The organism is Kitasatospora sp. NBC_00240 (assembly GCF_026342405.1).
GTDB lineage: Bacteria > Actinomycetota > Actinomycetes > Streptomycetales > Streptomycetaceae > Kitasatospora.
Genome location: NZ_JAPEMU010000001.1, coordinates 7710732 through 7724316, shown reverse-complemented (window position 1 = coordinate 7724316; position 13585 = coordinate 7710732). Strand labels below are relative to the sequence as shown.

Genomic DNA, 13585 nt, shown 5'->3' with positions numbered 1-13585 from the left:
ACCTGGCCTTGACGCGACCCCGAACAGGGAGGGAAGCTTCCGCATGACGGTCGACATTGTCGAACGGTGGCCGTAGTCAAACGGTCACCATCGTCAGGCCGCGACCTCGGGACGGGGAAGCGGCCGCACACGGTGACCCACCACCGTGCCCCTCCCCCACCTGCTCCGGGCCTTACGGACAAAGGAGTCTTTGTGTCCGCGTTCTCCAACGGCGACATCTTCGTCGGCGAAACCCTCGGCACCGCCGCCCTGATACTCCTCGGCGGTGGCGTCTGCGCCGCCGTCACGCTCAAGAAGTCGAAGGCCCTCAACGCCGGCTGGCTCGCGATCACCTTCGGCTGGGGATTCGCGGTGATGATCGCCGCCTACATGTCCGCCCCGAAGTCCGGTGCACACCTGAACCCGGCCGTCACCCTGGCCATCGCCGTCGACACCGGCGACTGGAGCAAGGTCCCGGTCTACCTCGGCTCCCAGCTGCTCGGCGCGATGATCGGCGCCGTCCTGGTCTGGGCCACCTACCTCGGCCAGTTCCAGGCCAACGAGGAGCCGACCCTGGGCATCTTCTCGACCGGTCCCGAGATCCGGAACCCGATCCAGAACCTGCTCACCGAGATCATCGGCACCATGGTGCTCTGCCTGGCGATCCTCACCCAGGGCCTCAACAAGGACCTCGGCATGTCCGGCGTCGGCATCCTCATCGTCGCCTTCACGGTCGTCGGCATCGGCCTCTCGCTCGGCGGCCCGACCGGCTACGCCATCAACCCGGTCCGCGACCTCGGCCCGCGCATCGTGCACTCGCTGCTGCCGATCCCGAACAAGGGCGGCTCGGACTGGAGCTACGCCTGGATCCCGGTCGCCGGTCCCGCCATCGGCGGCCTGCTGGCCGGCGTGCTCTTCAACGTCGCGTTCTGATCCACCCACCTGGTTTGCCTGCCGCATCCCCCCGGGGACTGAGACAGCGTCAGGCAAACCGGGTGGTCCCGACCCCCAATCCCTCTCCTCAGAGCCGAGGCCCCAGACATGACCGCAGCTCCCGTCTCCACGTCCGGCAGCTACATCGCCGCGATCGACCAGGGCACCACCTCCAGCCGGTGCATCATCTTCGGCGCGGACGGCCGCATCGTCGCCGTCGACCAGCAGGAGCACCGGCAGATCTTCCCCCAGCCGGGCTGGGTCGAGCACGACGCCGCCGAGATCTGGACCCGCGTCCAGTCCGTGGTCCGCGGCGCTCTGGAGAAGGCCGGCCTGACCAAGGACGACATCCGCGCGATCGGCATCACCAACCAGCGCGAGACCACCGTCCTCTGGGACAAGAACACCGGCGAGCCCGTCCACAACGCGCTGGTCTGGCAGGACACCCGCACCGAGGCGCTCTGCCGCGAGCTGGGCCGCAACGTCGGTCAGGACCGCTTCCGCCGCGAGACCGGCCTCCCGCTGGCCAGCTACTTCGCCGGCCCGAAGATCCGCTGGCTGCTGGACAACGTCGAGGGCCTGCGTGAGCGTGCCGAGGCCGGCGACATCCTGTTCGGCACCATGGACACCTGGGTGATCTGGAACCTCACCGGCGGCGTCGACGGCGGCCACCACATCACCGACGTCACCAACGCCTCGCGCACCATGCTGATGAACCTCGCCACCCTGGAGTGGGACGAGAAGATCGCCGAGTCGATGGGCGTGCCCCTGACCGTCCTGCCGGAGATCCGCTCCTCCGCCGAGGTGTACGGCACCGCGGTCGGCGTCCTCGACGGCGTGCCGGTCGCCTCCGCACTCGGCGACCAGCAGGCGGCCCTGTTCGGCCAGACCTGCTTCGACGAGGGCGAGGCCAAGAGCACCTACGGCACCGGCACCTTCCTGCTGCTGAACACCGGCGAGAAGATCGTCAACTCCTACCACGGCCTGCTGACCACCGTCGGCTACCGGATCGGCGACCAGGCCCCGGTCTACGCCCTGGAAGGCTCGATCGCCGTCACCGGCTCGCTGGTGCAGTGGCTGCGCGACCAGCTGGGCATCATCTCGACCGCCGCCGAGATCGAGACCCTCGCCAACACCGTCGAGGACAACGGCGGCGCCTACTTCGTGCCGGCCTTCTCCGGCCTGTTCGCCCCGTACTGGCGCTCCGACGCCCGCGGTGTGATCGCCGGCCTCACCCGGTACGTCACCAAGGGCCACCTGGCCCGCGCCGTCCTGGAGGCCACCGCCTGGCAGACCCGCGAGGTCGTCGACGCGATGGAGAAGGACTCCGGCGTCACGCTGACGGCCCTCAAGGTCGACGGCGGCATGACCTCCAACAACCTGCTCATGCAGAACATCGCCGACGTCCTGGACGCCCCGGTCGAGCGCCCGTACGTGGCCGAGACCACCGCCCTGGGCGCCGCCTACGCGGCCGGCCTCGCGGTCGGCTTCTGGCCGGACCTGGACACCCTGCGGGCCAACTGGCACCGCGCCGCCGAGTGGACTCCCCGGATGGACGAGGCCACCCGGGACCGCGAGTACAAGAAGTGGCTCAAGGCCGTCGAGCGCACGATGGGCTGGGTGGAGGAGGAAGAGCAGAGCTGACCGCCGGCCGGTCGGGGCCGCCCAGGCCCCGACCGGCACCTTGCGTTTCCCGGGCCACGACCGGAGCCCGCACACCGCACACCGCACCACCGCACCAGCGGGCCGCGACCGGCCCGCGGCACCATCGGGCCACGACCGGCCCTGCTGTTCCCGGGCCACGACCAGGGCCCGCCCGGCCTCCCGCGAGGCCGGACCGCACACCGAGAGGAGAAACGGCGCGCCGCCCGCACCGGACGCCGTAAACAACACCATGGCAACCATCCCGACCCTGGGTGCCGAGCGCACCGCCGGCCACACCGCCTCCCGCGCCGAGACCCGCGAGCTGCTGGGCAAGGCGACCTACGACCTGCTGGTGATCGGGGGCGGCATCCTCGGCACCGCCGTGGCGTGGACCGCCTCCCAGGCGGGCCTCAAGGTCGCCATGGTCGACGCCGGTGACTTCGCCGGCGCCACCTCCAGCGCCTCCTCCAAGCTCGTCCACGGCGGCCTGCGCTACCTGCAGACCGGCGCGGTGAAGCTCGTCGCCGAGAACCACAAGGAGCGCCGGGTCCTCGCCACCGACGTGGCCCCGCACCTGGTCAACCCGCTGACCTTCTTCGTCCCCGTCTACAAGGGCGGCCCGCACGGCGCGACCAAGCTCGGCGCGGGCGTCTTCCTCTACTCCGCGCTGTCCGCCTTCCGCGACGGCATGGGCCGGGTCTCCACCGCCGCGCACGCCGCCCAGCAGGTGCCCGCCCTGCGCACCGAGGGCCTGCGCTCGGTCGCGGTCTACGGCGACCACCAGATGAACGACTCGCGGGTCGCCGTGATGACCGTCCGCGCGGCCGTCGACGCCGGCGCCGTGGTGCTCAACCACGCCCAGGTCACCGGCCTGCGCTTCACCGGCGGCCGGGTCACCGGCGCCGAGCTGAAGGACCGGCTGGACGGCACCGAGTTCGGCGTCAGCGCCCGCCTGGTGCTCAACGCCACCGGCCCCTGGGTCGACCACCTGCGCACGATGGAGGACGCGGGCGCCGCGCCCAGCATCCGGCTCTCCAAGGGCGCGCACGTGGTGGTCAAGCGCCGCTCGCCGTGGCGCGCCGCGCTGACCATCCCGATCGACAAGTACCGCGTCTCGTTCGCCATCCCGTGGGAGGACCACGTCCTGCTCGGCACCACCGACGAGGAGTACACCGGGGACCCCCAGGACGTCCGCGCCACCGAGGCCGACATCGACCAGATCATGGGCGAGGCCGGCCACGCGATCCGGGACGAGCACATCGACCGCGACCTGATCACCTACGCCTTCGCCGGTCTGCGGGTCCTCCCCGGCGGCCCCGGCGACACGTCCGCCGCCAAGCGCGAGACCGTGGTGACCGAGGGCCGGGGCGGCATGCTCTCGGTGGCCGGCGGCAAGTGGACCACCTACCGGCACATCGGCCGGACCGTGCTGGAGAAGCTCGCCCACGTCCCCGGCACCACCCTCGGCGAGGACATGTCGCCGATCGCCAACACCGTGCCGCTGCCCGGCGTCGGCGCACCCAACGCGGTGGCGCACCGCCTGCTGATCGACCGCGAGCCCGGCTCCCGGATGGAGCCGCTGGTCGCCAAGCACCTGGCCAGCCATTACGGCACGCTCTCCTTCGACATCGCCCGCATGATCGACGAGAACCCCGAGCTGGGCCGGCCGATCCACCCGGACGGCCCGGACGTCTGGGCCCAGGTCGCGTACGCCGCCGACAACGAGTGGGCGTACACCACGGACGACGTGCTGCGCCGCCGCACCACGATGACCGTGCGCGGGCTGGCCACGCCGGAGATCGAGCAGGAGGTCGAGGCCTTCCTGGCGAAGCGCGGCGAGAAGTAGGCCGTAGCAGACGGACGCCGAAGGGCGGGCACCCCGGGGAAGGGGGTGCCCGCCCTTCGGCGTCGCCGGCACGACCCGCACCGGAGCCGGTCCTGGAGCAGCACGACGCGTCCGCGACGCCGAGCGACCGGGGTCGTCGCGCCTGCGGTCCGTCACCTTGCCGCCGGGGACCGACCGGCTGTCCGCTGATCAGCTGCCGACCGACCTCTCAGGCCGGCACGTCCTGGCCTCGGTCGCGGGCCGGGTCGTCGGCGAGGTCGGGCAGCCGGGCGCCGGCGGGCGGACGTCCGGACCCGCCGGTGACCGGGCGGTCCGCCGGCAGCTGCCGGACGGACGGGAGGCAGAGCAGCGCGAGGGCGGCGGGAACGCCGAGCACCGTCATCGCGTACAGGGTCGGCCGGAGCCCGAGGGCGGCGGAGACCGGGCCCGCCAGGACGAGGCCGAGCGGCATCAGACCGGCCGACAGCAGGTGGTCGTAGGAGCTGACCCGGGAGAGGGAGTCCTCCGGGACGTGCGTCTGCAGCGAGGTCTCCCAGAGGACGAAGAAGAGGGACACGCCCACCCCGGTGACCGCTTCGAGGGCGGCGATCAGGACGACCGGGCCGCCGGAGCCGATGATCAGCGCCTGGCAGGAGGCAACCGCCAGGGCGGCGGCCGCCAGCGCCATCGGGCGGGTCGGTCTCAGGCGGTACGCGCAGACGTCGCCCAGGACGGCACCCACCCCGAACGCCGCCGTCACCAGGGACCAGCTCGCGGCGCCGCCCCACTCGCGGTCGGCGATGACCGGCCCGAGGACGAACACCGAGGGCAGGACCACCACGTGGTAGACCGCCATCGCCGCCATCCCGGTCCAGACCCAGGTCCGCGACCGCACCTGCGCCCAGCCGGCCCGCAGTTCACCGAGGAAGGTGCCGCCCGCGCCACCGGAAGCCGCCTTCTCCCGCGGCCGCAGCCGCAGCAGGAAGGCCGCACTGGCCGCGAAGGTCAGGGCGTCGAAGGCCAGCGCCCCGCCCGGGCCGGCCAGCGCCACCAGGACGCCGGCCACGGCCGGCCCCACCACCAGGCCCGCGGACTGCACGAGTCCGCGCAACGCGTTGGCCTCGCGCAGCCGTTCGGGCGCCACAACCAGCGGGAGCAGCCCGGTGGAGGCGGGCATGAAGAAGGCGTCCGCCGTGCCGAACAGCAGCATCAGCAGGGCCAGTTCCGGCACTCCGGCGGCGCCGGCCAGCAGCAGTCCGGCCGCCGTGCCCTGCACGGCGAACCGCGCCAGGTCGGAGGCGAGCATGATCCGGTGGCGGCGGAAGCGGTCCGCCCACACCCCGCCGACCAGGGTGAAGAGGAGCATGGGAACGAGCGCCGCGGCCGCCACCAGGCCGACGTCGGAGGCGGATCCGCCGACGGCCAGTACCGCGAAGGGCACCGCGACGAAGGACACCCGGTCCCCCAGTACGGACAGCGACTGCCCGGCGAACAGGCGGGCGAACTGCGGTTCCTCGCGCAGGACCGCGGGGAGCAGGGCCTTCATGGTGAACCGATCGGCAGCGGGGACTGGGGGCAGCCCGATGCTAGGGATCCCGCCGCCCGCTGTCGCCCGGGTTTTCCCGGGCCCGCGCCGGCCGGGCCTCCCCGGGTTTGCCGCTCGGCCGGGAACGGCGGGGGGCGGCACCCGGGTGTCGGGTACCGCCCTCCTCGCGCCGTGCGCCGTACGGCCGGCCCCGGGTTCGCCGGGTCGGCTAGATCACCAGGCTGAGCGGCATGATCAGCGCGATCGCGACGACCGAGATCACGGTCTCCATCACCGACCAGGACTTCAGCGTCTGGCCGACGCTCATCCCGAAGTACTCCTTGACCAGCCAGAAGCCGGCGTCGTTGACGTGCGAGAAGAACAGCGACCCGGCGCCGATCGCCAGGACCAGCAGCGAGGCGTGGCTGGTCGACATGTCGGCCGCCAGCGGGGCCACGATGCCCGCCGCCGTGATGGTGGCGACGGTCGCCGAGCCGGTGGCCAGGCGGATCAGGACGGCGATCAGCCAGCCCAGCAGCAGGGCCGAGATGTGCCACTTGCTCGACCACTCGCTGACGGCGTTGCCGACCCCGACGTCGATCAGGGTCTGCTTGAAGCCGCCGCCGGCGCCGACGATGAAGACGATGCCGGCGATCGGGCCGAGCGACTTCTCGACGGTGGACGAGATCCGGGCCTTGGTGAAGCCGGCCGCCCGGCCGAGCGTCAGCATGCCGAGCAGGACGGCGGCGAGCAGGGCGATCAGCGGCGAGCCGATGAAGTCGAAGATCCGCTGGAGCATCGCCTTGGGGTCGTCGATCACCACGTCGACCAGGGCCTTGCCGAGCATCAGGATGACCGGGAGCAGGATCGTCACCAGGACGGCGCCGAAGCTCGGGGTGTGCTCCCGCTTCTCGCTCGCCTCGGTCGCGGACGGGGAGAGCGCCTCGGGGATGCTCAGCGGGCCGACCCAGCGCTCGGCGACCCGGGCGAACAGCGGACCGGCCACGATCAGGGTGGGGACGGCGATCAGCAGGCCGAGGGCCAGCGTGACGCCGAGGTCCGCCTTCAGGGCGTCGACGGCCACCAGCGGGCCGGGGTGCGGCGGCACCAGGCCGTGCAGCACCGACAGGCCGGCCAGTGCCGGGATGCCCACCCGCATCAGCGGCAGGTTGCCGCGGCGGGCCACCAGCAGCACGATCGGGATCAGCAGCACCACGCCGACCTCGAAGAACAGCGGCAGGCCGAGCACGGCCGCGATCAGGGCCATCGCCCACGGCAGGGCCTTGCGGCCGGTGCGCGCGAGGACGGTGTCGGCGATGATGTTCGCCCCGCCGGAGTCCGCCAGCAGCTTGCCGAGCATCGCGCCGAGGCCGATCAGCAGGCCGACGCCGGCGACGGTGGCGCCGAAGCCGGTGACGAAGCTGGTCAGCAGCTTGTCGAAGGGAGCGCCGGCCACCACCGCGAGCAGGCCGGAGCCGATCGTGAGGGCCAGGAAGGGGTGCAGCTTCAGCTTGGTGATCAGCAGCACGATGGCGCCGATGCTGAGCAGCACCGCCAGCAGCAGCCGGCCGTCGCTGCTGGTGTGCGGGAGCGCCGTGGGGGCGGCCGCGAGGAGAGTGGGGGACAGGCTCACGCGAGGTCTCCATTGACGGGCCGCAGGAGTTCCACGGCCATCTCGACGAGGTGTTCGGGGGCAGGACCGACGTCCAGGACGGCGCCGCGCTCGTCGCCCTGGAGGGGTTCCAGCGCGGCGTACTGGGATCCGAGCAGGGACGCCGGCATGAAGTGACCGGTGCGGTGGGCGAGCCGGTCCTCGACCAGCTCGTGACCGCCGCTGAGGTGCAGGAAGAAGGCACCCGGGCAGCTCTCGCGCAGGGTGTCGCGGTAGTGCCGCTTCAGCGCCGAACAGGTCACCACTCCCCCGGTGCCGGCCTCGGCGCGTTCGCCGAGCCAGCCGCCCAGGGCCCGGAGCCACGGGGCCCGGTCCTGGTCGTCCAGGGGGGTGCCGGCCGACATCTTGGCGATGTTGGCGGGCGGGTGGAAGTCGTCCGCCTCGGCGTAGGGGAGGGCGAGGCGCTCGGCCAGCAGCCGGGCGACGGTGGTCTTGCCGACGCCCGAGACGCCCATCACCACGACGGTGGGCGGCTGGTTCTCGACGCTGAGAGCCATCGGTGGTGCTCCTTCTCTGCCAGGCCTCTGATGCCTGTGGGCGGGGCCAGGGCCTGCGGTCGGTGGCAACTATCTCCCCAAAGGTATGACCTATTCAAGAGACGGAAACCAAATCGTCATACTTTTATGCCCGGGCGTGCGTCACAGTCTCGGGCCGGGCGGTTCCGCCCATCCGTCGCACCCGTCCCCCCATGCCCCTCGCCCCGTCCCCGGTGGCCGGATCGGGGCCCGGCGAGCGGGGCGGTACGGGGCCGGGCCGGGGGTGGCGACTAGGCTGGCCCGATGGACATCCAGGGCCTGCCCGGCCGACTTCTCGCCGATCTGGGACCGGCCATCGCCTCCGGGGAGATTCCCGAAGGGGCCGTGCTCCGGGGCGAGGAGCTGGAGGAGCGGTTCGGGGTGTCCCGGACGGTGGTCCGCGAGGCGATCCGGATCCTGGAGTCGATGCGGATGGTGGAGTCCCGCCGCCGGGTGGGGATCACCGTGCAGCCCAAGTCCGACTGGGACGTCTTCGACCCGCTGGTGATCCGCTGGCGGCTGGCCGGCGCGGACCGCCCGGCGCAGCTGCGCTCACTGGGCTCGCTGCGGGTGGCGGTCGAACCCGCGGCGGCGGCCCTGGCGGCCGCCCATGCCACCGACGACGACTGCCGCGCGCTCAGCGCCCTCGCCGTCGAACTGACCGTCACCGCGCGGGCCGCGGACCTGGAGACCTTCCTGCAGCACGACATCGCGTTCCACGCGACCGTCCTGAGGGCCTCCGGCAACGAGATGTTCGCGCACCTGGGGGACACCGTCGGCGCGGTGCTGACCGGGCGGACGGAGTACCACCTGATGCCGCATCAGCCGGAGTCGTACGCGATCAAGCTGCACCGCGAGGTGGCGGAGGCGATCTGCGCCGGCGATCCGGAGCGCGCGGAGCGGGCCATGCGGACCATCGTGACCGGGGCCCTCGAGGAACTCGACAAGCAGCTGACCTGACCCGGCGGAGCCGGCCGCGACGGCACATCAGGGGCAGATCGCACGAATTCCCAACAGACCAGGGGATTCGGACGCATACTTCCGGTCGGCCGGGGCAGGGTGGTGCGTACGGGCGCAGGGTGCGCCCGCGCACGCCACCCTGATCTCACCCCGGGGGTCGCCGATGTCCGCCAAGCGCCGCCGACTGCCCGACGAGGTGCGATCCGCCGCCGTCCGGGCCGTGATCTGTCTCGCCTGCACCCTCGTCGGCCTGATCGTGGCGGTGCTGGCCTCCTACGCGCACAGCGGGGCGCTGACCCCGGCGCTGATGGCGATGGGGTTGGGGGTGTTCGGCACCGCCTGGTGCCTGCTGGAGATCCTGATCTCCCGTCAGATCGCCGCCCAGCGGGCCCGCGGGCCGCATTCCGCCTCGCCGATGGCGGGCGGTCGCGGGCCGGCGGCGCTACCCCCGGCACAGTCCCAGGCCCGCACGCCCCCGGTACGCGCCGGACACCCCGGCGCGTATCCGTACCCGCGACCCGGGGCGTCCGGTGGCGTGCCCGGGCCGGGCGGCCCGGGCGGCCGTCAGCCCCGGCTGCCCACCGCGTAGCCGTACTGCACCGGCCAGCGGCGCTCGGCGCCCAGCTCGCGGGCGGCCTGCTGCGGCCAGTACGGGTTGCGGAGCAGCTCGCGGCCGAGCAGGACGGCGTCCGCCTGGCCCTGCGCGACGATCCGCTCGGCCTGCTCGGGCTCGGTGATCAGGCCCACCGCGGCGGTGGCCAGGCCGGTGGCGGCGCGGACCTGCTCGGCGAACGGCACCTGGAATCCGGGCGCGACCGGGATGACGGCGTCCTTGGCGCTGCCGCCGGTGGAGACGTCGATCAGGTCGACGCCGACGTCCTTGAGCTGCTTGGCCAGCAGCACGGTGTCCTCGGGCGTCCAGCTCTCCTGGTCGTCCAGCCAGTCGGTGGCCGAGACCCGGAAGAACAGCGGCAGACCCTCGGGCCAGACCGCGCGGACGGCGGTGGCCACCTCCAGCGCGAACCGGGTGCGGTTGGCGAACGAGCCGCCGTACTCGTCGGTCCGGTGGTTGGCGACCGGGGACAGGAAGGCATGCACCAGGTAGCCGTGGGCGCCGTGGATCTCGACCGCCTTGAAGCCCGCCGCCAGCGCGCGCTCGGCGGCCGCCACGAAGGCGCGCACGATGCCCTGGATCTCGTCGACGGTGAGCTCCAGCGGCTGCGGGTTCGAGCCGAAGGGGACGGTGGACGGGCCGCTCGGCTGCCAGCCGTTCTCCTCCGCCGGGACGGGTGCGCCGCCGAGCCAGGGCCGGTCGGTGGAGGCCTTGCGGCCGGCGTGGCCGAGCTGGATCGCCGGGACGGCGCCGAACTGCTCGACCTGGGCGGCGATCCGGGCCAGGCTCTGCTGCTGACGCTCGTTCCACAGGCCCAGGTCGTAGGGGGAGATCCGGCCCTCGGGGCTGACCGCCGTCGCCTCGACCATCACCAGCCCGGCGCCGCCGGCGGCGCGGGAGGCGAGGTGGGTCAGGTGGAAGTCGGTGGCCACGCCGGTCTCCGGACCGGTCGGCTGCGCCGAGTAGGTGCACATCGGTGCCATCCAGACGCGGTTGGGCACGGTGACCGAGCGCAGGGTGATCGGCTCGAAGAGGGCGGACACGGGCGACTCCTTCGCTATGACGGCCGGCGCGGGGTACCGGACATCGTTGTACGAGATTCACCGTACTACGAGAAACGTCGAACTACGAAAGTCGACGTACCATGAGCGCATGACCGGAGGAACCGAGCTGCCGACCGACACCCGGCCCGCCACCGCGCCGGCGGCGAGCGCACCAGGGGTGGCCGCGCCGTCCGGCGCCGCGATCCCGGCCCCTGTCGCACCGTCACCTGCGGCGCCCGCCCCGGCCTCGGCCTCGGCCTCGGCGGCCCTGCCGGAGCCGGCTCCCGCGGAGATCCGACTGGAGGCCGTGCTGCACGCCCTCGCCGACCCGGTGCGACTGCGCATCGTCCGCGAACTCGCGGACGGCCACAGCGAGATGTCCTGCATCGCCTTCGGCCTGCCGGTCACCAAGTCGACCACCACGCACCACTTCCGGGTGCTGCGGGAGGCCGGGGTGATCCGCCAGCACCGGCGCGGGACCGCCCGGATGAGCACCCTGCGGCGGGAGGACCTGGCCGCGCTCTTCCCCGGACTGCTGGACAGCGTGCTGGCCGCGGTCGGCCGGCAGCAGGCGGACCGCCCGCCGGCCTGACCTGGCCCCGAAGCCGCGGCGGCCTCAGACCACCACCCGGTAATGGGTCGTCAGCCGGCCCGTGTCGTCCAGCAGATGGAAGGCGATCACCGGCGGCTGGTCGAAGGCGATCCCGCTGCCGCCCTCGCAGGGCAGCATCACCGTGGAGACCACACCCGGCGCCACCAGCAGCGGCAGGCCGGCGAAGGTGGTCGCGGCCCCGGTGTGGGCGTGCCCGCAGAGCAGCGCGGCGACCCGGGGGTGGCACGACAGCACCTCCGCCAGCCGCTCCTCGCCGTGCTGGCGGATCCGGTCCACCCACGGCAGGTGCAGCGCCACCGGCGGGTGGTGGAAGGCCACGATCGCCGGCTCGTCCTGCGGGCCCTCGCCCAACGTCCGGTCCAGCCAGTCGAGGGTCCCGTCGTCCAGCAGGCCGTCGTCCCGGCCGGGGATCGACGAGTCGCAGAGCAGGAAGGTCACGCCGGGCAGCCGGCGGACCTGGTTGACCGGCCGGTCAGGGTCCGACCCGGCCTCGTCACCGTCGGCCGCCGGGCCGAGCAGGCCCCGCCGGAACGCGGCCCGCTTGTCGTGGTTGCCGGGGCAGGTCAGCACCGGGTGCGGCGACACCAGGAGCTTCGCGGCCTGCTCGTACTCGCCCGGGGCGCCGTGGTCCGCGATGTCCCCGGACACCAGGACGGCGTCCAGCGGCCCCGGCAGGCCGTTGAGGTACTCCATCACGCGCTCCGCGCGCGCGAGGGCCCGGGCTCCGCCGTCCCTGCGGCCGAGCCGCCCCGCCTGCTCCTGGCCGATGTGGATGTCGCTGAGGTGAGCGATGGTCAGCATGGCCGCCACCCTAGGACGGGACGGGCACCGCCGGAAGGCCCCGCCAGGGAAGGGACCGCCAGGGAAGGGGGCGAATTCCAGGGGTCGTCGCAACACGTGGCCGTAGGCCGTGGAGTCTAGCGACAGGGTCCGGCTCTGGTGCAGGCAGATGCCTGCGCCAGAGCCGGACCCACAGGTCAGCGGGTTTCCGGCCTTCCGCCACGTCGAACACTGCGGGATGCGACAGACGGCTTGCAGCGTGAGTCACGCGTCCGGCAGGCTTCGCTGATGAGCTCCTTCGAACAGCGCTACGTCGCCGGTGACCACGAGGGCGTATGGGCTGACATGCGCCGCCTTGGGCCGATTCCCGATGACCTGTCCGAGGACTGCGCGGCCGTCGCGGCGGAGACGATGCGCAGGGTCCATCGTCATGTCACCCGCCTCGGTAGTGCGCTGGTGGAACTCGGTCTGGTCCCGATCGCCGAGTTGGACATGCTCAAGCCGCCGACCCCGGCGGACCACGCCGAGTTGGCGGCGCTGGCAGGAGAGGTCGGCACTCTGCCGTTCGCGCTCGACGCCTGTCTTCGCCATGTCGGCAGGGTGTTGTTCGCCGGGGATTGTCCCGCCGTGGACCTGACCTGGGCCGCAGGGGACCAGTACGACGTCGCGGGTCTGTACCCGGATCCGCTGGTGCTGCCCGACGTGGAACACCTGCGCTACTGCTGGGGCGAGCATCGTGAGCGGCTGCGGGATTGTCCCGAGCTGGTGGAACCAGGATTCCTGTTCGAGTTCGCCCCGGACGAACTGCACAAAGCCAACATCAGCGGGTCGACCCACGACATCCTTCTCCCCGAGGCGACAGCCGACCCGGTCATTCGGGGGGTCGAAGGCCGTCCGGACATCACGCTGGTCGAGTACCTGCGCTTGTCCATCGCCTGGGGTGGGATGCCCGGCTGGTCGTTGAAGCCCGACCGGGCGCCCGCCACCCTCGCGGCGCTCCGAGCACGCCCTGATTTCTAGGCTCGAGCCACGAGTAGCTTCTGCAGACGCTCGGCCGGGGTCTCCCAGTCGAGCGTCTTGCGGGGCCTGCCGTTGAGTTCGGCGGCGACGGCGGCCAGATGTTCGCTGCTGTGGCCGGCCAGGCTGGTGCCCTTGGGGAAGTACTGCCGCAGCAGGCCGTTGGTGTTCTCGTTGGAGCCGCGCTGCCAGGAGCTGGCCGGATCGCAGAAGTACACCGGGATATCGGTGGCGACGGTGAAGGCGTGATGGGCGGCCATCTCCGCGCCCTGATCCCAGGTCAGGGACCTCGTCAGATGGGGCGGCAGAGTCTGCACCGCTTCTTGGAGGGCGTCGCGGACATGTTCCGCGCCACGGCCGGCAGGCAGGTGCAGGAGCATCACGTAGCGGGTGGTGCGCTCCACCAGGGTGCCGATGGCCGAGGCGTTGTCCTCTCCGATGATCAGTCGGGTAGCCGGGGCCCATT

General features: G+C 72.5%; 12 protein-coding genes and 1 pseudogene. 7 read left to right on the top strand and 6 right to left on the bottom strand.

Annotated elements, in window-relative coordinates; translation table 11 throughout:
• Positions 1-192: 192 nt before the first annotated feature.
• The 3 genes from OG689_RS33155 to OG689_RS33145 all read left to right on the top strand — a co-directional run bounded on the left by OG689_RS33155 (position 193) and on the right by OG689_RS33145 (position 4402).
• The gene (locus OG689_RS33155) at positions 193-912 is read left to right on the top strand and encodes an MIP/aquaporin family protein (RefSeq protein WP_266324518.1); all 720 of its coding nucleotides are present in this window, start codon (positions 193-195) and stop codon (positions 910-912) included.
• A gap of 108 nt (positions 913-1020) precedes the next feature.
• Positions 1021-2556, top strand: coding sequence for a glycerol kinase GlpK (gene glpK / locus OG689_RS33150; protein WP_266324517.1), 1536 nt, complete (start codon positions 1021-1023; stop codon positions 2554-2556).
• Between the two features lie 250 nt (positions 2557-2806).
• Positions 2807-4402, top strand: a complete 1596-nt coding sequence (locus OG689_RS33145) for a glycerol-3-phosphate dehydrogenase/oxidase (RefSeq protein WP_266324516.1) — start codon at positions 2807-2809, stop codon at positions 4400-4402.
• 208 nt (positions 4403-4610) lie between these two features.
• Here OG689_RS33145 and OG689_RS33140 read toward each other — a convergent pair whose 3' ends face one another.
• The 3 genes from OG689_RS33140 to OG689_RS33130 form a co-directional block, all read right to left on the bottom strand.
• The gene (locus OG689_RS33140) at positions 4611-5927 is read right to left on the bottom strand and encodes an MFS transporter (RefSeq protein ID WP_266324515.1); all 1317 of its coding nucleotides are present in this window, start codon (positions 5925-5927) and stop codon (positions 4611-4613) included.
• A gap of 208 nt (positions 5928-6135) precedes the next feature.
• A complete protein-coding gene (locus tag OG689_RS33135; protein WP_266327624.1) occupies positions 6136-7533 on the bottom strand; it encodes a gluconate:H+ symporter in 1398 nt (465 codons plus the stop codon).
• Positions 7534-7535: 2 nt separating this feature from the next.
• Positions 7536-8075: a gluconokinase gene (locus tag OG689_RS33130; protein ID WP_266324514.1), complete on the bottom strand. Its 540-nt coding sequence runs from the start codon at positions 8073-8075 to the stop codon at positions 7536-7538.
• A gap of 282 nt (positions 8076-8357) precedes the next feature.
• Between OG689_RS33130 and OG689_RS33125 the strand changes: the two genes are divergently transcribed.
• Entirely contained in the window at positions 8358-9053 is a 696-nt protein-coding gene (locus OG689_RS33125; protein ID WP_266324513.1) for a FadR/GntR family transcriptional regulator, read from the top strand.
• 163 nt (positions 9054-9216) lie between these two features.
• Positions 9217-9642, top strand: a complete 426-nt coding sequence (locus OG689_RS33120) for a hypothetical protein (RefSeq protein ID WP_266324512.1) — start codon at positions 9217-9219, stop codon at positions 9640-9642.
• Here OG689_RS33120 and OG689_RS33115 read toward each other — a convergent pair.
• Positions 9618-10709 carry an NADH:flavin oxidoreductase/NADH oxidase gene (locus OG689_RS33115; RefSeq protein ID WP_266324511.1) on the bottom strand — a complete coding sequence of 364 codons (1092 nt, stop codon included), beginning with the start codon at positions 10707-10709 and terminating at the stop codon, positions 9618-9620. The two genes, OG689_RS33120 and OG689_RS33115, sit on opposite strands and share 25 nt — an antisense overlap.
• 268 nt (positions 10710-10977) lie before the next feature.
• On the opposite strand from OG689_RS33115, the gene OG689_RS33110 reads away from it, so the two are divergent.
• A complete protein-coding gene (locus tag OG689_RS33110; protein ID WP_266327622.1) occupies positions 10978-11301 on the top strand; it encodes a metalloregulator ArsR/SmtB family transcription factor in 324 nt (107 codons plus the stop codon).
• 24 nt (positions 11302-11325) lie between these two features.
• On the opposite strand, the gene OG689_RS33105 is transcribed toward OG689_RS33110, so the two are convergent.
• Positions 11326-12123, bottom strand: coding sequence for a metallophosphoesterase (locus OG689_RS33105; protein ID WP_266324510.1), 798 nt, complete (start codon positions 12121-12123; stop codon positions 11326-11328).
• A gap of 267 nt (positions 12124-12390) precedes the next feature.
• On the opposite strand from OG689_RS33105, the gene OG689_RS33100 reads away from it, so the two are divergent.
• On the top strand, positions 12391-13122 hold the full coding sequence (locus OG689_RS33100; protein WP_266324509.1) for a hypothetical protein: 732 nt from the start codon (positions 12391-12393) through the stop codon (positions 13120-13122).
• On the opposite strand, the pseudogene OG689_RS33095 reads toward OG689_RS33100, so the two are convergent.
• A pseudogene (locus tag OG689_RS33095) lies at positions 13119-13565 on the bottom strand (IS30 family transposase); the annotation flags it as partial. The gene OG689_RS33100 and the pseudogene OG689_RS33095 overlap by 4 nt on opposite strands.
• Positions 13566-13585 lie beyond the last annotated feature (20 nt).

Bases quoted from the DNA above. Each gene is read 5' to 3' on its own strand.
- glpK (WP_266324517.1), top strand. From the start codon at position 1,021: ATGACCGCAGCTCCCGTCTCCACGTCCGGCAGCTACATCGCCGCGATC.
- OG689_RS33145 (WP_266324516.1), top strand. From the start codon at position 2,807: ATGGCAACCATCCCGACCCTGGGTGCCGAGCGCACCGCCGGCCACACC.
- OG689_RS33140 (WP_266324515.1), bottom strand. From the start codon at position 5,927: ATGAAGGCCCTGCTCCCCGCGGTCCTGCGCGAGGAACCGCAGTTCGCC.
- OG689_RS33130 (WP_266324514.1), bottom strand. From the start codon at position 8,075: ATGGCTCTCAGCGTCGAGAACCAGCCGCCCACCGTCGTGGTGATGGGC.
- OG689_RS33125 (WP_266324513.1), top strand. From the start codon at position 8,358: ATGGACATCCAGGGCCTGCCCGGCCGACTTCTCGCCGATCTGGGACCG.
- OG689_RS33120 (WP_266324512.1), top strand. From the start codon at position 9,217: ATGTCCGCCAAGCGCCGCCGACTGCCCGACGAGGTGCGATCCGCCGCC.
- OG689_RS33105 (WP_266324510.1), bottom strand. From the start codon at position 12,123: ATGCTGACCATCGCTCACCTCAGCGACATCCACATCGGCCAGGAGCAG.
- OG689_RS33100 (WP_266324509.1), top strand. From the start codon at position 12,391: ATGAGCTCCTTCGAACAGCGCTACGTCGCCGGTGACCACGAGGGCGTA.